The sequence below is a fragment of the Rhodococcus sp. UFZ-B548 genome, assembly GCF_903819475.1.
Classification (GTDB): domain Bacteria; phylum Actinomycetota; class Actinomycetes; order Mycobacteriales; family Mycobacteriaceae; genus Rhodococcus_F; species Rhodococcus_F erythropolis.
The window spans coordinates 50879-73429 of sequence record NZ_CAIJDS010000006.1 but is presented as its reverse complement, the minus strand read 5'-3'; the positions used below and the strand labels follow the sequence as shown (position 1 = coordinate 73429).

The 22551-nt window shown below is 63.2% G+C and carries 7 protein-coding genes; 4 read left to right on the top strand and 3 right to left on the bottom strand.

Annotation, left to right across the window (positions count from 1 at the left end; translation table 11 throughout):
- Nucleotides 1–32: 32 nt before the first annotated feature.
- Together H7C86_RS08420 and H7C86_RS08415 are read right to left on the bottom strand one after the other, a co-directional pair.
- Complete coding sequence (locus H7C86_RS08420) at nt 33–16721, bottom strand: non-ribosomal peptide synthetase (protein ID WP_182261396.1); 16689 nt, start codon at nt 16719–16721, stop codon at nt 33–35.
- A 101-nt stretch (nt 16722–16822) separates the two neighbouring features.
- Nucleotides 16823–17407 carry a bifunctional 2-polyprenyl-6-hydroxyphenol methylase/3-demethylubiquinol 3-O-methyltransferase UbiG gene (locus tag H7C86_RS08415; RefSeq protein ID WP_020968514.1) on the bottom strand — a complete coding sequence of 195 codons (585 nt, stop codon included), beginning with the start codon at nt 17405–17407 and terminating at the stop codon, nt 16823–16825.
- A 161-nt stretch (nt 17408–17568) separates the two neighbouring features.
- Between H7C86_RS08415 and H7C86_RS08410 the strand changes: the two genes are divergently transcribed.
- The 3 genes from H7C86_RS08410 to H7C86_RS08400 all read left to right on the top strand — a co-directional run bounded on the left by H7C86_RS08410 (nt 17569) and on the right by H7C86_RS08400 (nt 20619).
- On the top strand, nt 17569–19716 hold the full coding sequence (locus tag H7C86_RS08410; protein WP_182261395.1) for an MMPL family transporter: 2148 nt from the start codon (nt 17569–17571) through the stop codon (nt 19714–19716).
- 132 nt (nt 19717–19848) lie between these two features.
- The gene (locus tag H7C86_RS08405) at nt 19849–20259 is read left to right on the top strand and encodes a DUF302 domain-containing protein (RefSeq protein WP_020968512.1); all 411 of its coding nucleotides are present in this window, start codon (nt 19849–19851) and stop codon (nt 20257–20259) included.
- Between the two features lie 90 nt (nt 20260–20349).
- On the top strand, nt 20350–20619 hold the full coding sequence (locus H7C86_RS08400) for a metal-sensitive transcriptional regulator (RefSeq protein ID WP_007734349.1): 270 nt from the start codon (nt 20350–20352) through the stop codon (nt 20617–20619).
- Nucleotides 20620–20677: 58 nt separating this feature from the next.
- On the opposite strand, the gene H7C86_RS08395 is transcribed toward H7C86_RS08400, so the two are convergent.
- Nucleotides 20678–21481: an alpha/beta fold hydrolase gene (locus H7C86_RS08395; protein WP_020906324.1), complete on the bottom strand. Its 804-nt coding sequence runs from the start codon at nt 21479–21481 to the stop codon at nt 20678–20680.
- Between the two features lie 110 nt (nt 21482–21591).
- Here H7C86_RS08395 and H7C86_RS08390 point away from each other — a divergent pair, with 110 nt between their 5' ends.
- Nucleotides 21592–22527, top strand: coding sequence for a methionyl-tRNA formyltransferase (locus H7C86_RS08390; protein WP_007734348.1), 936 nt, complete (start codon nt 21592–21594; stop codon nt 22525–22527).
- Nucleotides 22528–22551: the final 24 nt, after the last annotated feature.

Here is a 22551-nt window from a genome sequence, read left to right as displayed (position 1 = left end):
GCGGTCGACCCCGCGGAGCGATGCGACGTATGTCATAGTTTCGCCCCTTCACTCACGTCATCCCCTTCGGCGATGGCCGCAGCCTCGATCACGTCGACCAGCTGACCTGCCCATTCACGGACCGCGCCCGCATCGACGCGGTCGGCGCGGAACCCGAGAGTTGCAAAAACAGGCCCTTCGCCCACCGGCTCGTAAAAACTCAACGTCAAATCCGCATCGGGCACTCCCACCGGAATCGGTACGAGAGAACCGAAGTCGCCGAGCCCGTCCAAATCCGCCTGTTGGTGATGGATCACCATCACCTGAGGTCTCATGGACGCCGGATTACCCAGAGCCTGCTCGACATACACATATGAGACGTCCTGATTGCTCAGCGCTTCCAGGTTGCCTTCCCTCACCCGACCGAGCAATTCTGCAAACGTCGGACTACCGGACGTATCCGTGCGCAGGAGAACAACATTGAAGAAGGATCCGATCATCGGTTCGAGACGGGGATCCGACCTGCCCGCAACCAATGAACCGATCGGAAGATCGGTACCCGCCCCAGCCTTCGTGAGAACGGCTGCCAGCGCAGCCTGAAGGACCATGAACATGCTCGTCCCGGTGCGCGCAGCCAGCGCGTCGATTCTGGCGTGCAGATCCGCGTCGATGTCGACAGAGACCACGTCACCCCGAGGTTCCGAGTCATCTTCCGGCAACGGAAGATTCACACTGGTCGGTATTCCGTCGAGCGCATCCTGCCAGTACGCAAGTTGCTTCGACGCACGGCTGTCGACGTCCAGGGGGTCTCCCAACAGCTCGTCCGACCACACGGTGTAGTCGGCGTACGTCAACGCAAGCTCGTCCCAGACCGGTTGATCTCCCTGCGACCTGGCTGCATAAGCAGAGACCAGATCTCCCAGCAGCGGCACTACGGACCACTCGTCGACGGCGATGTAGTGCATGACGAGAAGCAGTGTCCGAGAGCCGTCTTCACCGAGCACCAGATGAACCCGCAACGGCGATTGCTCACGCAGATCCATCGGAAGTTGAGCCAGTTCGAACACCACTCGACCCACATCGCCGGCGCCGACATCGACCACATCGACAGTCGGCCGCACCGATTCTCTTGCCACGACGATGCCGTCGACCTCGACGAAGGTGGTCCGCAGGGGTTCGTGCCGCGACGTCGCATCGTCCAAGGCATGCCCGAGAATCTCCGGATCGATCTTCGATTTCAGGGTCAGCGCCAGAGCGTGGCTTGCTTGCGGGTGCTCGCCGGCTGCGCGGAACAACTCCCACTGACGACGTTGCGGCGCAGACAGACCCATAGTCTCCGGACGCCTCGCCGCCGGCGCCAGGACCGGGCGTCCACCCTCCGAACGCGCAACGACTGCCGCCAACTCCGCAACGCTCGGTGCGTCGAACACGTCTCGAATACTGACGTCCACGCCGAACGCTTCACGAATGCGACCGACCAGTTTCATCGAAGCCATCGAATGCCCACCGAGTTCGAAGAAACTGTCGTGGACTCCGACGCTCGGGAGTTGCAATATCTCCGCGAAGGCAGTTGCAACCGTGGACTCCACGGCAGAGCGAGGAGCAACATCACCCGCCAACTCCGACCAGTCCGGAGCGGGCAACGCCTTACGGTCGAGCTTTCCGTTGGGCGTCAACGGCAGCGGACCATCGAGAGCGACAACCATGGTCGGGACCATGTAGTCGGGCAACGACATTGCAGCGAGATTTCGCACTGCCGTCGTGTCCACCACAGCACCGGGTGCGGGTGACACGTAACCGACCAGGCGCGTGATTTCGCCCTGCCGATCCGCGACGACCGTTGCCTGCTTCACCGAAGGATGGGCACTGAGAGCTCCGATGATTTCACCCAATTCGATTCGGAAACCGCGAATCTTGACCTGATCGTCCACGCGGCCGAGGAAGTCGATGTTTCCGTCCGAGCGCCACCGCGCTCGGTCGCCGGTGCGATACATGCGATCGCCCGCGGTGAAGGGATCGGCGATGAATCTCTGTGCCGTCAGATCGAATCGGCCCAGGTAGCCTCTCGCCAGGCCGCGTCCCGCGATGTACAGCTCGCCGGATACTCCCGGCGGAACCGGACGCAGTTGATCGTCGAGCACGTACGCCTGTTCGTTGGGGTCTGGGACTCCGATGGGCACAGCACCGTTCCAACCGGGTTCCGCCTGCCACAGTGTGTTGTTCACCGTGGCTTCGGTGAGTCCGTATGCGGCAAGCAAATTCAGCCGCTCCGCCCATCGCCCGATCAGCTCGGGCGGAACCGTCTCGGTTCCGACCAACACCGTGCAACCCTGCGGTACTTCACATCCCGCCGGCAGGGCGGCCAGCAACGAGGGAGGGATGATTGCATGAGTCACGCGATTGCTCGTCATGAAATCGGTCAACGCCGGGCCGGCCACTCGTGCGCTCTGCGGCACGATCACCAGGGTGCTGCTCGTGCACAGAGCCATCGCCAATTCGAATACCGCAACGTCGAAGCCGACCGAAGCGAACTGCATCACCACCGAACCCGGTACCAGTCGCATCCGAACCTCGGCTGTCGCAACAAGACTCGGAATACCGTCATGAGAAAGGACGGCGCCCTTCGGCTTGCCGGTCGATCCCGATGTGTAGATGACATAGGCCGCGTGGTTGACGCCAACTGGTGGCCTGGGAGTTTCGACGATCGCTGCCTCTTCCAGTTCCGCACGTATCAGCGGACCGTCCAAGAGGATTCGCTCGACGCCGGCCACATCCTCGATCCGAGAGCTTTCCTCCGAGGTGGACAGTAGTACCGACGTGCGAGAATCGGTGAGCATGTAGGCGATGCGCTCGCTCGGGTGGCTCAGATCCAGGGGTAGATACGCTGCCCCCAGCTTGAGCACGGCGAGGACCGAGGCGACCATCTCCACCGAACGCGGGACGGCAAGTCCCACCACGTCTTCGACCGAGACCCCGCGCCGATACAGCACGCCGGCTATCCGATCACATTGCTCGGAGAGCTCGCGGTACGTGGCCTGCCCCGCCTCGTCGCGCACCGCAATCGCCTCGGGTGTATCAGCGACCCCACGCGCGAAGGCGTCGTAGAACGTTTCCTCCGGCACGTCGACGGCGGTGTCGTTGAACGAGGTGACAACTTGCTCGAGTTCGCCTGGCAAGAAGATGTCGATGTCGCCGATCTCAATGTCGGCCGATTCCACGACTGCCGCGATCACCGATTCCAATCGGTTCGAAATGCGCTGTGCTGTTTCGCGATCGAAGAGGTCGCTGCCGTACTCGAGTCGGACGTCGATGCAGCCTTCGTCGGCGAGGTACTCGGTGAAGTTGAACACCAGATCGAACTTGGCTGTGTACTCCTCGAGTTCGAACGGATCCCCGCCCATCTCCTCGCGGCTGTGATAGCCGACCATGACCTGGAATAGCGGGTTGCGTGCCAAGGTGCGCGACGGATTGAGGCGTTCCACCACAGTTTCGAAGGGAACATCGGCGTTGGCGAAGGCCTCGAGGTCTCCCTCGCGAACGCGTTCCACCAACTCCCGGAACGTCGGGTTACCCGACGTATCCGTGCGCAGCACAATCGTATTGACGAAGAAGCCGACCAAGTCGTCAAGCCCCTGTTCACTACGTCCGGCTACGGGAGCGCCGAGGGGAAGGTCCTCACCCGCTCCGAGCGCAGTCAGCAACGCCGCCGACGCCGCGTGCAGGACCATGAACATCGAACTCTGGCTCTCGCGCGCCAGGTCTCGCAGTGCGGCAGTTGTGTCCACACCCAACCGCGTTACCACTGCGCCACCGGAGAAACTCGGTCTGGCCGGTCGGCTCCGGTCGGTGGGAAGCAGCAGTTCTTCGGGGGCTCCGTCCAAACTCTTCGCCCAGAAGTCCAACTGCGTGCTCAGGACACTCGACGGATCGTCGGCGCTGCCGAGTAATTCCCGTTGCCACAGGGTGTAGTCCGCGTACTGAACCGGTAGCGGTTCGAACGCTGGCTCCTCGCCCTGAATCCGAGAGGAGTAGGCAGACATCAGATCGCGCAGGAACGGCCGATCGGACCATTCGTCCGTTGTGATGTGATGCAGGACGATCACGACGATTACGGCACCGTCTACTCGGATCAGACGGGCGCGAATCGGAATCTCGTTCGAAAGGTCGAACGGACGGCCCACTGCCACTGCAACTTCGCCGGCGACACCGGATTCCCGTGAAAGAACTGTCTCGACCGGAACCTTCGCCGATTCGAGAATTATCTGTTCCGGTGTTCCGTCCACCAACCGGAACACCGTACGCAAGGATTCGTGTCGTCCAACGACGTCACCCAGCGCCGCGGCGAAGACGTCCGCGTCCAATGCACTGTCCAAGCGGAGCACGATCGGGAAGTTGTAGGCCGCGGAGTTCTCTTCCATCTGTCCGATCAGCCACAAACGCTGTTGAGCGGCAGAAAGTGGAAGGTGGTCCGGCCGCGGCTTCGCTACCAGCATCGGTCGCGTCGATCCCTGCTCGGCCACAATCCGTTCCGCGAGTTCCGCGACGGTGGGCGCTTCGAAGAGATCACGCATGGTCAGACTGTTCGGAATGGCGATCCGAGCTCGACTGATCAGTTTGGTGGCCAGAAGCGAGTGCCCACCGAGGTCGAAGAAGTTGTCGTCGACACCGATGTCGTCCACATCGAGTACGTCGGAGAAGAGCTCACAGAGAACCTCTTCCGTGTGGTTACGCGGTGCAATCGACTCCCCACTCCGCTCCCCCAGCACCGAATCGGCCGTGGGCAGTGCCTTGACGTCGAGCTTGCCGTTGACGGTCATCGGTAGAGACTCCACCTCGATCACCACGGCCGGAACCATGTAGTCGGGTAGGAGAACTCGCGCCTGCGCGCGGTAGTCGTGCGCGGCGCCGAGCTGCACGGGCGTCACGTAGCCGACGAGTCTCTTGACTCCGCCCGCCCCGACGTCGACCACGACCGCTGCTTGCCGCACGTGCTCGTCGGATTCGAGAACGGAGACGATTTCGCTCGGCTCGATGCGGTGACCTCTGATCTTCACCTGGTCGTCGGTGCGGCCCAGGAAGTCCAGGTTGCCGTCAGCGCGTCGCCGCACCAGATCCCCGGTGCGGTACATACGTTCTCCGGTCCCGGCCGGTTCTGCGACAAAGCGCTCGGACGTGAGCGCAAAGCGTCCGAGGTAGCCGCGAGCCAAACCGGCTCCGGCAATGTACAGTTCGCCGGCAACTCCATCGGGGACCGGTCGCAGCCAGCCGTCGAGAATGTGCGCGGCGGTGTTCCAGATCGGCTTGCCGACCGTCGGGGTGTCACTGTCGGCCGTTCCGCCGCCGAGAGTGTTGATCGTGTATTCCGTCGGACCGTAGAGGTTGTAGCCCACGGTTCCCTCGGTCTCGCGCAGCCTGTTCCACACCGAATCCGGAACGGCTTCACCACCGAGCAGGACCAGCGGCGGACGGTGTTGTCCCACAGCGTCGTCGAGCAGCCCGCTGTCGATCAGGTGCGTCGCGTAGGTCGGTGTCACGTTGACGACGTCGATTTCCTGTGCGTCGCAGTAAGCAACGAGCGCCTCGGCATCACGACGCAGATCCTCGTCACAGATGTGGACCTCGTGACCTTCCACGAGCCACAGAAGTTCCTCCCACGACATGTCGAAGGCGAAGGACACGGTGTGCGCGATCCGCAGGCGCCGGCCCGTCGCGGCGATCACCGGTTCGAAGATCGCCTCGCGGTGGTTGAACTGCATGTTCGTCAAGCCGCGGTAACCGGTGACCACGCCCTTGGGCTTGCCGGTCGAACCGGAGGTGTAGATGACGTACGCGGGGTGGTCGAGCCGATGCGGTGCTCCCGGGGCGAATGCTCCGAGTTCCGCCGCGGAGAGTGCCCGCGCCGAGATCGTCAGTCGCCTTGCCGCAGTGTCCGGCTCGTCGAGCACGATGGTCCGAATGTCCGCGGTGCGGACGTCCGCGCCTTCGAATTTCGATGCGGCGGCAACGGTTGTCAGCAACACGACCGGATCCGCGTCGTCGATCATCACGGCCAACCGTTCGGCCGGATGGTCGAGTTCGAGGGGTAGGTAGGCAGCGCCCGTGCGCAATACGGCGAAGAGCGCGACGACCATGTCCACCGAGCGCGGCAGACCAAGAGCCACGATCTTTTCCGGCCCGGCGCCGTAGTTGATCAGCAACCGCGCCATCCGATTGATCTCGCCGTCGAGATCGGCGTAGGTCATCCGACGCTTCCCGAACACGAGTGCCGTGTCGTTCGGTTGCGCCGACGCCACCTCTTCGAACAGGTCGGCAATGGTGCGCTCCGGCAACTCTCGGATCTGCGTCTGCTGCGCTACCGCGGGAATCGGCGTCGCAACGACCGAACCTGTCATATCCTGCGACCAACTCTGGAGCAGGTCGACGAAGTGACCGAGCAGGTCCTCGGCTCGGCGCGCGGTCACCAGATGCGGATGGAACTCGAACTTGACGTTGACGGTGGTACCCGGGGTGACAACCACGGTCAGCGGATAGTGCGTGTGATCGATACTGTCGCTGCCGCTCACGTCGTGTGCGGCATTGAGTGCGTCGACCTGCTTCTCGTCCACGAAGTTCTGCAGGACCATCAGCACGTCGAACAGTTGACGATGCTCGGAAACACGTTGGATCGAGGCCAATCCGAGGTAGTCAAATGGCATCAGCGAAAGACGATCCGCCTGCGTTCGGCGAAGAAGTTCCTCGACGCTCTCGTTCGGATCCAGTTGCAGCCGAACGGGAACGGTGTTGAGGAACATGCCCACCACGGTGTCGATTCCCGGCACCTCCGGTGGCCTTCCGGCAACCGTGGAGCCGAAGACGACGTCCTGTCGACCGGTGGCCGACGCCAGCACCAGAGCCAGCGCTGCGTTCAGTACCGTATTGAACGTGACGCCGGACGCGGCAGCGCGCTCACGCAATGCACGCGAAAGCGATTCCGACAGAACCGCATCGCGGCGATCCGGAAGCTGAGGTTCGACGCCGGGCGCAGGCTCGGCAACAAGCGTCGGCTCCTCGAGTCCTGCGAGCGCTCCGCGCCACCCCGCGTCGGCGGCTGCACCGTCGCGGTCGGCCAACCAGGCGAGGTAGGCCTCGAACGACCCCTCGGGTTCGCCGAATGCGCTGTCGTCCCCGCCGGTGTCGTACAGCGCCAGAAGCTGGCTGACGACAAGGCCGTTGGACCAGCCGTCCCACAACAGGAACTGCCGGTTGATCACCAGTCGATCATGTCCGCCGGGCAGATGCAGCACGCTCATACGCCACAGCGGCGGCGCGGTCAGGTCGAATGGAGTCACTCTGTCTTGGGCGGCGACGGCCTCGGCGCGCTCACGAGCAGCCGAGTCGTCGAGTTCACGGAGATCGTGGACGGCGACGGGAACATCGAGTCCCGCACTGAAGAACTGCGCAGGCTCGTTCAGTCCTTCGCTCACGAATCCCGCTCGCAACGTGGGATTTCGTCGTTGAAGTGTCCGGGCGGCCGCAGCCAACCTGTCGACATCGAGGGTGTGCCCGAAGTCCATCGAGAACTGTGCCGTGTAGATACCACTGCGGCTGTCGCTGCTGCCTGCGTAGCCGGCTTGGAAGTACAGGCCTTCCTGCAACGGTGAGAGTGGGAGGATGCTACTGACACCCGCCGGGCTCGCATCGGATATCGCGTCGATCTCGGCCTGACTCAGGTCGAGCAACGGCACATCGGACGGGGTCAGGATGGGAGGCCCGTCATGCTCCGCGGCCGCAGCCGCCAGATCGCCGAGCGCCGAAACCCAGCCGTCGGAGAGTGACTGCGCATCCTCCTCGGACAAATCTTCACTTGCCCAGGCGAAGTCGGCACGGAGTTCCGAATCCACGCTGACGACATTCACGATCAGCCGATACGGACCTCCCATGTCTGCGTCGGGATCGGTGGACATGGCTTCGGATTCCGCTGCCAGGGACCATGCTGTCGATCCAGCTGTCGTCGTACGTCCGAGATAATTGAACAGGATCTGAGATTCGGAGCGCCCCGCCAATCTCGATGCCGTACGTGCATTCACGTACCGCAACATCCCGTAGCCGATACCGCCGTCCGGAGCCGCCCGCAGGCTCTCCTTCACCTCGCGCAGCGTGTCCACCGGGTCGGTTCCGCCGAGCAGTCGCATCGGGGCAATCGTGGTGAACCAGCCGACTGTTCGCGACAGATCGGTCCCGGGTACCAATTCCTCGCGGCCGTGCCTTTCGAGATCGACCAGCAGTTCGCGCTCACTGCGACCGGTGGAACGACGCCAGCGCTCGACCGACATCACCAACGCAGCCAACAGAACATCCGTTCCCTCGGCACCCAGCATTGCCGCAACCGTTCCGAGTGCCGCCTCGGAGATTGCTCCGTCCACCGTGACCGTGCGCCTCGCGCCTCCGGATACAACGGCATAGCTCGCGGTACCGGGGATCAACTCCGCGCCCGGAGCGGTCACGGTCAACCAGTGATCGAGTTCGGCAAATCGATGAGCACTGCTTGCGTGTTCGGCCACCGTGCGGGAGAAGGTACGCAGCGAAGTTCCGACGGCGTCCAATGCTGCGGGCTCTCCGGCCTCGACGGCCACCCAGGCCATCGCGAGATCCTCGAGCAGGGTTCCCCACGAAACCCCGTCCACGACCAGATGGTGCGCGACTATCGCGAGTCGGCCCAGATTATCAGCGCCACAATCGAACCAGACCACCGAGACCATCCGTCCTGCAGACGGATCCAAACGACTGGTCGCACACTCGGAACGTTCGGTGATGAGCGTCCGCAACTCGGTGTCATCCAGTCCCCGAGCATCAACGCGTTCGACAAGGTTCGCTGCCCGGATACTGCCGGGTTCCTCGATCCGCGCCGACCACATTCCGCGGTCATGTCGGATCAAGGTTTGGCGAAGTCCGTCGTGGTGATCGAGCACGGCCTGCAATGCGCCGGTGATCGAATCGAGAGATGTTGCCGGAGAGTGGATCAGAACTGCCTGGTTGAAGCGATCGGTACCACCCGTCCATTCGGACAAGCGGTGCACCACCGGCAGCGGAACCAGCTCACCCACGCCGATGTCGGCCGTGACGGTGGCAACCGACGTGGCGACATCACCCACCGCTGCGGCGATCGCAGCGGGAGTGCGCAATTCGAAGATCTGACGCGGGGTCAGTACTACCGAATCACGACGAGCCAGGTTGACCAGTCGGATCGCCAGGATACTGTCGCCGCCGAGAGTGAAGAAGTCGTCGCGTGCCCCGACGCGTGGCAGGCCGAGAACTGTCGCGAAATGCCTGGCGAGCAGGTCGGCAACGCCCGAGGAAACTACTCCCGTCGTTTCGCCCACCTGTGCCGCGAAATCCGGTGCCGGTAGGGCTTTTCGGTCGAGCTTGCCACTCGGGCTCAGCGGCAACGACTCGAGCCGCACGAACGCGCTTGGCACCATGAACTCCGGCAGCACCGACAACAACTGCCCTCGAACCGCAGCGTCATCAGCATCTCCGACCAGATAGGCGACCACCTGTGCGCGGTTACTCGGACCGTCGGTTCGGACGATCACGGCACTTGCCGAGACTCCGGGGCACAATGCCAACTGCGCTTCGATTTCACCGAGCTCGATGCGGAATCCACGAACCTTCACCTGCTCGTCGACACGGCCGAGGTACTCGAGAACGCCGTCGGCATTCCACCGCACGATGTCACCGGTCCGGTACATCCGCGAGCCGCCGTCGCTGTACGGATTCGCCACAAATCTTTCGGAGGTCAATCCCCCACGTCCGTTGTAACCACGCGCCAGTTGTGGTCCAGCCAGATACAGCTCACCGGTGGCACCGGCCGGAACGTTCTGCAGATACGGATCGAGAACGAACAGGCCGGTATTGGCGGCGGGTTCGCCGATCGGGACACTGACCGCGTCTGCCGGAGTTTCCTGCACCGACGGCTGCCAACTGACGTCGACGGCGGCCTCGGTGGGGCCGTAGAGGTTGTCCACCAGAACGTTCGGCAGGATCTCGGCAACCTTGCGTGCAACGTGAACGGGCAGTGCCTCACCGCTGCAGTTGACGATCTCCAGGGAAGAGCACAGTGCTGCTTTTGGCTCCGCAAGAAAAACTTCCAGCATCGACGGAACAAAATGCACTCGGGTCACGGAATGTTCGACGATGACGTCGGCCAGATAGCCCGGATCCTTGTGCCCGTCCGGCTCGGCCATCACCAGAGTTGCCCCCACCAGGAACGGCCAGAAGAATTCGGGGACGGAGACGTCAAAACTCGACGGGGTCTTCTGCAGCATCCGGTCGGAGAAGTCCAGCGGACGTATCTGCTGTGCCCAGAGCAATCGGTTGACCACACCCTCGTTGGTGACCACAACGCCTTTGGGACGACCGGTCGAACCCGAGGTGTAGATCATGTACGCGGCATCCGCGGGCGATCCTGGGACGCTCAGCGGTTCGGCTGGGAACTGCGCCGACTCCGATACCGTCACCCGCGGAACCGAACCCGAATCGAGTGAAGAATCTTCCGACACCACGACGCACACCGGATCGGCGTCGTCCAGCATGTACGTCAGCCGCTCCGCCGGATAGCCGGTGTCGAGCGGAACGTATGCTCCCCCGGCCTTCCCGATGCCGAGTATCGCAACCATCAGATCGACCGAGCGCGGCAAGGCAACCGCCACCAATGATTCGCGTCCGACGCCACGTTCGTGCAGCAGATGCGCAAAACGATCAGCGCGAGAGTGAAGTTCGGCGTAGGTCAACGACTCTTCACGGAAAATCACTGCGGTGGCTTCGGGCGTACGCCCGGCTTGATCCTGCAGCAGCTCGGTCAGCGTTGCGCGCGGCCGATCCAAGGCCTTGCCGACGCTCCCGGGCTGTGCGGGTGCCAGCGCGATCCGGCCGATGACCTGGTCGAGATCCCGAGAGAGTTCTGCTAGCACGACTGCGAGAGCTTCCGCCAGCGACGCAGCGGCATCGCCGTCCACCTGAGCAGTGTCGTACTTGAGCTCCAACGCCAATTGATCGCCGGGGACGACGATCAGGGTCAGCGGGTAGGCCGGTCGCTCGTCGAATCGAATTCCCGTCAGTCTCACCGAGTTCGTCGGATCAGCGATTGCCGTGTCACCGAGTGGATAGTTCTCGAACACGACCAGTGATTCGAAGTTCTGCTCCAGTCCGCCGGTCCGCCGCAGTTCCGGTAGCCCCAGGTACTGATGGTCGAGTAGTTCCGATTGTTCCCTCTGCCAACGAGAAAGTGCTTGCGCGGCTGTCTCTGCCGGATCGAACCGCAACCGAGCCGGCACAGTGTTGATGAACAAGCCCACCATGGACTCGATGCCGGGCAGGTCTCCACCGCGTCCCGATACGGTTGATCCGAACAGCACGTCTGTTCGGCCGGTCATTCGGCCGAGCACCAGTCCCCAGGCGCCGTGCACGAGCGTGCTCAGCGTCAAACCGTAGGAGCGTCCGGTGGTCGACAGCGCGCGAGTATCACTGTCGGACAGCCCGACTCGGGTAGCATGGACACCGCTGCTGCCCGCGCTCGGCGCGGGAAGTTCGACCGCGGGCCCGGGAGAGTTCAGTGCTTTTCTCCACACCGCTGTCGAAGCCTCGTGATCGTGGCCGGCCAACCATTCGAGGTAGCTGCGGTACGGCGCCGGGTTCGGGAGCACGACGCCGGAATCGGCAACGCTGTACGACGCCATCAGCTCCCGCAGCATCACCGGGACCGACCATCCGTCTGCAACCGCATGGTGAATCGACTGCAGCAGAAGGTACTTCTCCGAAGAGGCACGGAGCAGTGTGTAACGGACGAGCGGCGGCTGCGCGACGTCGAACCCGCGCGCGCGGTCGGCGGAAAGCAGTTCATCCACGTCGGCGCCGGCATCCGTGACTACTGCCATCTCCACGACGACGCTCGGGTGCACCACCTGCACGACCCGGCCGTCGCCCAGGACCGAGAATCCGGTGCGCAGCGCCTCGTGTCGATCCACGACGGATTGCAGCGCACGGCGCAGAGCCGCGCTGTCCACGGCGCCGGTCAGCTCCACGACCTGTTGCACGACATACTGATCAGCCCCCGGATCGGCAAAAGCCGAATGGAAGTAGATCCCTTCCTGCAACGGAGTGAGCGGGAGAATCTCTTCTGCCTTCGGCAACCCGTCCACATCGGCCTGAGTGAGCGCCACCAGAGGGTAGTCGGACGGTGTCGCGCCGCCGAAGGCTGCGAGCCCGGACACGGCCTTGAGCGAGTCCAGCCACAACCGCGCAAACCTGTCGATATCGCTACGCAGGAAGATATTCGACGCCCAGGTCAGAGTGGCCCTCAGTCGTGGCCCACCGGCCGCTTCCTCGGCTACGACGTCGACAGACAACGCGTGACCCAACGGCATGGACGGATCGGCAGCGCCGTCCATCGACACCGGGAACCAGTCCCCCTCTGCAACTGCAGTGCGCCCCAGATAGTTGAGCACCACCTCGGGTGCTGCGACGCTGCGCAACTGATCCGAGCTGCCGAGGTATCGCAATGCGCCGTACCCGAAGCCTGCGTTCGGGACGCGTCGAAGTTGCTCCTTGACGCTCTTGAGAACCACCGCCAACTCACCGCTCGCTTCGAGATCCGGAGCGGCTGTATCGATTTCGAGTACAACCGGGAATACCGTGGTGAACCATCCGACAGTACGTGTCAGGTCGACGTGCGCAGCGCCGTCACCGCGAACGATGTCTTCGTCGCGTCCGTGCCCTTCCAAGTCGATCGTCACCGATGAGGCACCGCTCCACTTGCTCAGCGCAACGGCCAATGCGGTGATCAGCACTTCGCTCACGTCGGCCCCGAATGCCCGTGGGACACTGCCCAACAACCGATCGGCGAATTCCGGAGGCAGGGTGATCGATCGCGCCGCGGCGGTGCGCGCGAGGTCAACTGTCGGGTCGAGTGCCCGACGGCCGAGAGGTGACTGTTGTGCGGAAGTCACCGAGTCCCAGAACTCGATCTCCGAGTCCAGTCGCCCGGCTCCGACCGCCTCCGAAACGAGTTCGGCGTACCTTCTCACCGACGTGCCGACCGGAGCGAGTGAGGGTTCGTCGCCCTGTATCGCTGCGATACCCGCGCGCGCAAGGTCTTCGAGGATGATGCGCCAGGAGACACCGTCGACGACCGCGTGGTGGATGACAAGCAACAGTCGTCCGGGACCGGTCGCAGTGGTGAAAAGAACAGCACTGACCATCGTGCCGTCTGCCGGGTTCAGACGCCTGACGGCTCGCTCGGTCTCGGCGACGATCAGCGGTCCGCATTCTTCGAGCGGCACCGGTAATGCACGGGTCTCGAAAACCACAGCCAATTCGTTGGTGGCCGGAACAAGCAGCGATCCTTCGGAAGTCAACTTCGCACGAAGTCCATCGTGGCGTGCCACCAGGGCATCGAGCGCCGCCTCGACATGCTCGGACGTCAAGGCTGACGGAGTCTGAATCAGCGCTCGCTGATGGAAGGTTCGTGCTACGTCCGGCGTCCCGAGGGCCCTGGCAGCGATGGGCGTCGTGGCTACGTGACCGATCGGTTCGTCCGAATGATCGACGATCTCAGCCGTTCGGCCGGATTGGGCGCGCGCCATCGCCTCGGCGGTGCGCAGCTGAAACACCTCGCGTGGACTGATCGACAAACCGGCTGCACGAGCCGCGGTCACGAGCGAGATCGCGACGATGCTGTCACCGCCCAGTGCAAAGAAATCGTCGGTCACGCCAACCGATTCGAGACCTACCGCCGACGCGATCAAGTTGCAGAATTGTTGTTCGACTTCGTTTCTCGCGGCGACGTGTGCACTCAGTTCGGCGAGATCGGGCTCAGGTAGGGCTCGACGGTCGAGCTTGCCGTTGGCCGTGAGCGGAAACTCGTCGAGGACAGTGACGGTGGTCGGGACCATGTAGTCGGGCAGCTTGCTCGCCGCCCACTCGCGAATGTCCTGTGAGTCGACCGCAAGGTTCGTCCCCGACGCTGCACTCACGTACGCGGCGAGATACTTTGCACCTGTGGGTGCTTGACGCACCAGAACTGCCACGTGGCGCACTCCGGGGTGTGAGATCACGGCGGCTTCGACGTCTTCGAGTTCGAGACGCATGCCACGAATCTTCACCTGATTGTCCGTGCGCCCCAGGAAGTCGAGGGTGCCGTCGGCGGTCCATCGAGCCAAGTCACCGGTGCGATACATCCGGGATCCGGCCAAATCACCGGAAACAAAGGGATCTGCGAGAAAACGAGACGCGGTCAACGCCGACGCGCCCACATATCCGCGCCCCAGTAAGAAGCCCGCTGCGTAGAGTTCGCCGCCGGTGCCGACCGGAACCGGCTGCAGGTCGCCGTCCAACACGTACAGGCGAGTGTTGGGGTTCGGGCGCCCGATGGATGTGGCAATTCGTTCCGCGTCCTCGCGGTAGATCACATGGGAGACACCGATAGTCGCTTCCGCCGGCCCGTAGCCGTGATACAGCGTCGTGGACAGTTGGGCACGGAACCGATCGAAGAGTTCAGGCGTGAGAACCTCACCGCCGCACCACACGTGCTTCAACGAATCGAGCTGATCGGTCTCGTTCGCCAGGTCCAGAAGGATGTCGAGCATGGACGAGACCAGGTAGACGAAGGTGACCGATTCTCCGGCGATCAGGTCGAGCAGGTATTGCGGGTCGCGTTCCCCCTCTGGCTTCGCGATCACCAATCGACCGCCGGAGACGAGCGGGAGCAGGATCTCGTTGATCGAGATGTCGAACGAGAGTGGGGCTTTGAACAGAGAGGCATCGCCGGACCCGAACCCGAGAATCCGCTCCCGCTGCCACAGCAACCTTGCGCAGATTGCCTCGTGGCGGATCATGGCGCCCTTCGGACGTCCGGTCGAACCGGACGTGAAGATGACGTACGCGAGTTGGGCACCGTGAATACGAATGCCAGAGGTCATTATCTCGGACAGGTCCGAAGGCCCGTCCTCGTATGCCCACGCGGAGAGATCGACCAATACGGAGTCGTCTACGCCGTCCGAGGTGAGCACCAATGTGGCACCGGCATCGGCGAGGACCGATTCGCGGCGCTCTGCGGGCCAGGACGGATCCAGTGGCACGAAGGCGCCGCCGGCGCACATGACGGCCAACAACCCCACCACCATCTCGGCGGATCTCGGAAGGCCGATCGCCACAACGGTTTCGGATGCGACACCGCGCGAGATCAAGTGCGCGGCGAGCTGCGATACCCGACTTTCGAGCTCGCCGTAGGTCAGCCGAACGTTGCCGTCGACCACGGCGACAGCGCCCCGATCGGCCGAGAAGCTGCTGCGCAACAAATCCGGCACCGTCGTCACGGGCTGCGGTTCTGCGGTGTCGTTCCACCCGTGGAGCACGAGTTCACGCTCCGCGAGCGACATGGGGTCGAGTGCCGAGATCGGAAGCTGCGGCTCGGCCACGAATCGATCGAGGAACTGTTCGATTCTGGCGGTGTGATCGGCCAACTCCCTGTCGAATCCGGCCGGGGCGCGGACGTCGATCTCGATCGGTTCCCCGTCCTGACCACCGCGCACACTCAGATCCAGGTCACTGACTCGACCGGTCACCGAATTACGCACGCGCACCGGGCAGCCGCCGAAGGTGAGTGTGTGTTCGAACATCATCGAGTTGATGCCGGGACCGAAGACCTGGCGGTCGGGATCGATTGCTCGCACGTCGCGTGCGAGATCCTCTCCCCGGTACCGCCCGTGCTTGAGTATCGAGATCAAGGCGGTATCGAGACGAGTTGCCAACTGGCCGATGGTTTCCGAGCGTTCGACCCGAATACCGAGCGGCAGAATCGTCGACGCCATCGAGGGAGTGCGCCGCATGTCGCGACCCACCCGAGCGGCCATCGGCACCGAGACGACAACGTCGTGCTGTCCGGTGGTTCGTGCAATGTACGCGATCAGCGCAGCCATGGGCAGGCGAGTTCGCCGAATCCCGGCGTCGGCGGCATAGCGATAGAGCTGCGCTGCACGATCGACGTCGAGCGTGAGCATCGCCGCGATCGGCGGCAGCGAGTCATCCACCTGCCCATGCAAAATCCGCGTCGCTTCCGGTCCTGATTCAACTCGTTCGACCCAGTACTGACGGTCGAGCAGGAACCGCGGAGAGTTCCGGTATTCCAGATCGGCCGCCACCACCGCATCGAGCGACCACACCGGCGCCGCAGTCTCGAGGTCCGGATCGTCGTACCGCTCGGCGACGTCGGCGACGATGAGCGAGATGCCGTACCCGTCGACCACGCTGTGGTGATAGCGCTGATACCAGATGACTCCGTCGTCAGCAGTTCGCAGAAGCACCTGGCGGAACAGCAGATCGTCCGCACCGAAGACCCGAGCCATATCGGTGTCCATCCACGACTGCGCAGTCGAATCGGGATCCGCCTCGGCGCGAAGGTCGAGAATTTCCACGTCCCAGCGCGCATCCGGAATCGGCACCTGGATCAGCTGGTTGTCAGCATCCACCCGAAAGTGCACGAACAGCGCTTCGACGCGTCCGACTGTGGCCTTGATCGCCGCTGCCGCGCGCTCGACGTCGATCGTCCCGTCGACCTCGACGACAAGTCCGATGTTGTACACCGGACTGCTCGGATCGACGTTCTGAGCAACCCACACCTCACGCTGAGCGGCCGTCGCCGGGAGCGCTGCGTCCAGATCGCCACCGCCCGATACAGACGGGTGAGCTACCTGAGAGTGGTCAGACATCGACAAATCCGATCATCGTCGTTCATGCTCATCGAACGACGAACACCCTCGCAAGTTTAGGGTAGGCTACCCAGGAACGTGAAGGTGCGCTCCTGCCCTGGTCAGACCTGTTCCCACGGACCGAATTCGAGCAAAACGTCGATTGCCGTCTTACCGTCCTGCGGCCGAACGACATGTTCGAGGGCGTAGACCCTCGATCCCTCCGCGGCGCGAGCGAGATCGGAAATACCGGGCAGAATGGTCGGTTCGGGTGGGCCGCCCACACCACGGTGGAAGTTCTCGATCGAATGTCCCAAGTAGAGGACGCGCCCGCCTGGCGTCAGCCACTCCCCGACGCGTTTGAGCGTGTCGGCCAGCTCGTCGACCTCGAGGTGAAGAAAGCTGACCAACACCAGGTCAACTACCCCTTCCGGTTGCCACGTGGTCGCGTCGCCGACCTGCCAGTCGACAGCCTTGTCCAAGTCACTCGCCCGTGCCAGATCGATCGCCACCGACGAGTAGTCGACGGCAGTCACCGACCACCCTTGCCCGGCCATCCACCGCGCGTGACGGCCGTCGCCGCAGGCCAGATCGATCGCAGTGCCCGGCTTCAGGTCGGCAATTCGTGTTGCAACGGTTCCCGCCGGGTCGATTCCCCACGGCTCCGTCACCGCTCGGTATCGCTCGTCCCAGTCGTGTGCGTCCATGATCACTGCTCCTCGTGGTTCGTTTCACCGCGGTTCGTTCCACTGTCTCCGATCAGACGGTGCAACGAGCAGCATAGAGAACCCTCAAACGTGACAGATACATACCCCTGGGGGTATACAGGTGACGGTCAGGAATACCCCCACCCGTATCAGGAGCGAAGATGTCAGCGACCAGAACAGTCACCGCGGACCCACCCGCCCAATCCGACGGCATACTCGCGCGCCTCGGTCGATCGATGGCGGCGCACACCCGCCTCGTCATCGGCGTCTGGTTGATCGCGTTGGTCGCACTCGGCGCCGCAGCACCCAGCGTCTTCACCTCCCTGGCCGGCGCAGGTTGGCAGGCAAACGGATCCGAATCAGTGCAGGTTCGCGAGTTGGCCGAGCAGCATTTCGGTGGAAACTCCTCCGCTGCAGTGCAGGTGGTCGTTCACTCGGATTCTGTGCCCATCACCGATCCGTCGATGCAGCAAACGCTGGCGGCGGCAACGGAAATCTTTTCCGCGGACCCTCGTTTCGGCGAAGTGGTCGCCCCGCAGACCGGCATGACCATCAGCCCGGACGGACATACCGGCATCATGATCGCGGGCGCCAACGCAAGTACCGACGAGATGGTCAGTGCGGTAGACGAACTCGGCAAGGAACTCACTGCATTGTCCACGGACACCATCGAGGTGTACCCCACCGGCGCGTCGGCTTTGTGGAGCGATTTCAACAAGGCCAATCACGAAGCGATGATCAAGGCCGAAATGATGTCGTGGCCCGTCACTCTCGCGATCATGGTGTTGGCCTTCGGCTCCCTGGTTGCCGCAGGACTCCCACTGCTTCTGACACTCGCAGGTCTGGTCGCCTCGGCGGGCGGGCTTGTGATCCTCAACGAGATCACGCCGATTTCCGTGTGGGCCATGAACTTCGCGATGATGTTCGCTCTCGCACTCGGCATCGACTACGCACTCTTCCTCGTCGCCAGGTTCCGGGAAGCACTGCGAACCGATCCGGATCCGCGGGCCGCCGTGGCTCAAACGATGGACACCGCCGGCAAAGCTGTTGTCCTCTCCGGCCTCACAGTTCTGGTCAGTTTGTCTGCGGTGCTCATCGTTCCAGCCCCGGCCGTACGCACGATGGCTGTCGGAATCATGCTCGCTGTGATCTTCGTTCTCGCCGCAACACTCACCCTGCTACCTGCCGTGCTCGGCCGGATTGGCGCCAAGGTCAACGGCGGTTCACTACCGTATGCAAAGCGCCAGCAGCACCGCTCCCCGATGTTCGCAGCTTGGGCATCACTGCTGCACAAGCACCCTTGGCCTTTCGGCATCGGCGCCGTGATCGTCCTTATCGCCCTCGTCGTTCCGGTCTTCGGACTGAAGGTTGCAATGCCCTCCATCGCCGTGGTTCCCGAGGACGCCCCGGTTCGACAGGGATACGAATTGGTGCAGCAGCAGTTCGGTGACGGGGCACCCGGAATGCTGCAGATCGTCACGTCCGCCGACGATGCGGCCGACACCTCGCGTCTTGCCATGAGCGTGGATGGCGTCGCAATGATCACCCCGACGCAACAAGCGGCCGACGGATCCGATCTGGTTATGCTGCAAGCAGTTCCCACCGTCGACCCGTCAGATCCTGCGATGGAAACCATCCTTGCCGACCTTCGGTCGCAACTGCCGGAATCGGCGCTCGTCGGCGGCGCTCCGGCTGAAAATCTCGACCTTCAGAAGGCGCTCGACGACTACCTTCCCTTCGTGGTGGTCGTGATTCTGACGCTCGGATTCCTGTTGCTGCTGATCGCCCTCCAGGCACCTTTGATCGCCTTGATCGGCACGCTGGTCAGCCTGCTGTCCACTGGGGCCGCATTCGGAATCGCGAAGTTGATTTTCCAGGACGGCCACGGAGCAGGCCTGCTCGGCTTCGATCCCCAGGGGTTTCTCAACGGGTGGGGTCCGGTCTTCTTCTTCGCCATGATCTTTGCCATCGCGATGGACTACACCGTGTTCCTGCTCTCGAGCGCCAAGGAGCACTACGAACGCACAGGTGACCCCGAGAGCGCACACATCGACGGCCTCGCACATTCGGGTCGGGTCATTGCGGCGGCAGCAGCGGTGATGGTTGCGGTCTTCTTCACTTTTGCGCTCGCAGATCCCTTGCCACCCAAGGAAATGGGCATCATTCTCGGTGTAGCTGTCCTCCTGGACGCAGTGCTCGTCCGCTTGGTGCTGCTGCCCGTTCTCCTGCGCCTCAGCGGCCGGGCAGCCTGGTGGGCGCCGGCATGGTTACGACGCGTCCTGCCGAACATCAGCTTCTCGCATGGCTGACCGTGTACCCGACATCACTGTCTTCTTGATACCCCCAGGGGTATGATGGAGGCAAGAGAAATCGAAGCCAACGACACCGAAACCAACGACACCGAAGCCAACGACATCGCAGCCAACGACAAGGAGCGGGCAATGACAACACCCACAGAACCGATAGCGATCGCAACCAAGGTCACCGGAACTTTCGACGACGTCGTCACCCGAACTCGTGCTGCTCTCGCCGAGCAGGGCTTCGGCATCCTGACCGAGATCGACATGCAGGCAACACTCAAGGCGAAGCTGGACGAGGACATGGAAAAGTACCTGATCCTGGGTGCCTGTAACCCGCCGTTGGCCCATCGGGCAGTTTCGGTGGATCGTCAGATCGGCCTCCTGCTGCCGTGCAACGTTGTCGTCCGCGAAGATACGACTACCGAGAATTCGTTCTTCGTCGAAGCGATGAATCCCGCTCTCATGGTTCAGGTTTCCGGCGAACCAGGCCTGGAGTCCGTGGCGGCCGACGCCGCCGTCAAGTTGCGGGCAGCCGTCGACTCGTTGATCTGACACCGCAGCCGGATCAAACACTGGATCAAGCAGTGATATGCCCCCAGGGGTACCCTCGGTCGCAGCACGAACACTCGAGAAGGGGCCACCATGACCGGCGACGAAGAGAGCATTGCGCTCGTACTGAACAGACTGCGGCGTGCTCACGGCCAACTTGCCGGGGTCATCTCGATGATCGAGAACGGCCGCGACTGCAAGGACGTCGTGACGCAGCTCGCAGCCGTGTCGAAGGCACTGGACCGAGCAGGGTTCAAGATCGTCGCTTCCGGGCTGCGTGAATGCCTGAGCGGTGACAGCGCGGAAGGTCAGGAACCGATGACCGAGGCCGAACTCGAGAAGCTGTTCCTGGCACTGGCCTGAAATATGAGAAGGGCCTGACCTGCAGTCAGCAGGTCAGGCCCTTCTCGCGTGCGGGAAACTACTTCGCCAGGAAGTCGATCAGCACCTTGTTCACGGCCTCCGGACGCTCGAGGTACCCGTAGTGTCCGGCGTCGGGAATCTCTTCGAACGACGCCGTCGCGATGCAGTCCGCCACCTCGCGGGAGAGGTAGGGCGGGATCATGCGGTCGTCGGCGAAAGCGACGGACAGGCACGGGCGCATGATCGACTTGTACGCGCCCCGTCGATCGAAGGCGCGGTCCATACCGAGCTGTGCGCGAACACCCGGTGACGTTGCGCCGCCGGTGAACTCGAAGATATCCATCCAGTCGCGCGCGGAGTGATCGTCTGCCAGCGTGGCCGGCGAAAGGTTCATCACCGCGGTCACTGCGGCACGGTATTTGGCCGGCAGAGCGACGCCACTGTCGAACAACTGGCGCTCACCCTCGGTCAGGACCTGCTGGAAATGATCCATCCGGGCGTGGCCGGCGAGGAACACTGCTTTGCGAACCAGATCGGGCCTGGCGAGCGTCAGTTCCTGCGCCACCCGGGCGCCCATCGAGGTTCCGATGACATGGGCGGGGCCGCCACCGAGGTGCTCGATCAGTCCGGCGGTGTCCGCAACCATGTCGGGCATCGTGATGCCGCCGAGGCTCTCGCCGGACGGTGCGATTCCGCGGTTGTCGAAGGTGCAGACTCGGTAGCCGGCGGCCACCAGCGCCGGGGTCTGGTGTAGATCCCAGACGCGGCCGGGGCTGCCGGTCCCCATGATGAGCACCACCAGATCTCCATCACCCTTGACCTGGTAATTGATGGGGATTCCGTTGATTGTGGCGACCGTCATGTCAGCCTTCCTCCTCGTACGTGTGATCAACAATTTTGGTTGGATAGCCTAAGCTGATGGGCGGTCGTGTGACCGCAACCCCAGCCCATGCTCGTCCAGGAGGACCCCCGTTGAGAGTCGCTACGCTCGGATACCAAACCTGGGGCCACCGTACCCTGCAGGCCTTGATCGACTCCGATCACGAGGTCGTGCTGGCAATCACACACCCGAAGAGCGAACACGTCTACGAACAGATGTGGGCGGACTCGGTTGCAGATCTGGCGGCCGAGAACGGTGTACCCGTTCACGTGGCGAACAAGCCTGACGACGCCTTCAAAGCCGCGCTGGCCGAAGCAGCTCCCGACATCATCGTCGCCAACAACTGGCGTACCTGGTTGCCGGCGGAGGTCTTCGACGCACCCAAGTACGGCACCCTCAACATCCACGATTCGCTGCTGCCCAAGTACACGGGATTCTCCCCGCTCATCTGGGCTCTGATCAACGGCGAAGAAGAAGTCGGGCTCACGGCGCACCTGATGGACGAGGAACTCGATGCGGGCGACATCGTGCTGCAGCGATCGACAACGGTCGGCCCGACCGACACCGTCACCGATCTGTTCCACCGCACGATCGACATGATCGGCCCCATCACACTCGACGCCCTGGATCTGATCGCGTCCGGCCGTACCGACTGGACGCCGCAGGACCGATCGCAGGCCACGTTCTTCCACAAGCGCGCACCGCAGGACAGCCACGTCGACTGGTCCTGGCCGGCCGAGGTCATCGAGCGTTTCGTCCGGGCACAGTCCGATCCGTACCCCAACGCTTTTGCGGAGTTCAAGGGCCAGCGCATCCGCATCCTGAAGGCGTCCGTCTCACGCGGGCACTACGGAGGAACCCCCGGCCGAGTGTTCATCCAGGAGGACGACGGCATGGTGATCGTCGCAGGCCCCGACGCATGGTCGGGCAAGAACAAGGGACTGCGAATCGAGCGCGTCCGACTCGACGACGGCAGCGAGTACACCGCCGCCGAGTTCTTCCCCCACGGCGGCGGGTACCTCACCTGATCGTCTGAACAGACCCCCTCAGTA

Coding starts and splice junctions, on each gene's coding strand:
- H7C86_RS08395 (WP_020906324.1), bottom strand. CDS start 21,481: ATGACGGTCGCCACAATCAACGGAATCCCCATCAATTACCAGGTCAAG.
- H7C86_RS08415 (WP_020968514.1), bottom strand. CDS start 17,407: ATGGACGCACACGACTGGGACGAGCGATACCGAGCGGTGACGGAGCCG.
- H7C86_RS08420 (WP_182261396.1), bottom strand. CDS start 16,721: ATGTCTGACCACTCTCAGGTAGCTCACCCGTCTGTATCGGGCGGTGGC.
- H7C86_RS08405 (WP_020968512.1), top strand. CDS start 19,849: ATGACAACACCCACAGAACCGATAGCGATCGCAACCAAGGTCACCGGA.
- H7C86_RS08400 (WP_007734349.1), top strand. CDS start 20,350: ATGACCGGCGACGAAGAGAGCATTGCGCTCGTACTGAACAGACTGCGG.
- H7C86_RS08410 (WP_182261395.1), top strand. CDS start 17,569: ATGTCAGCGACCAGAACAGTCACCGCGGACCCACCCGCCCAATCCGAC.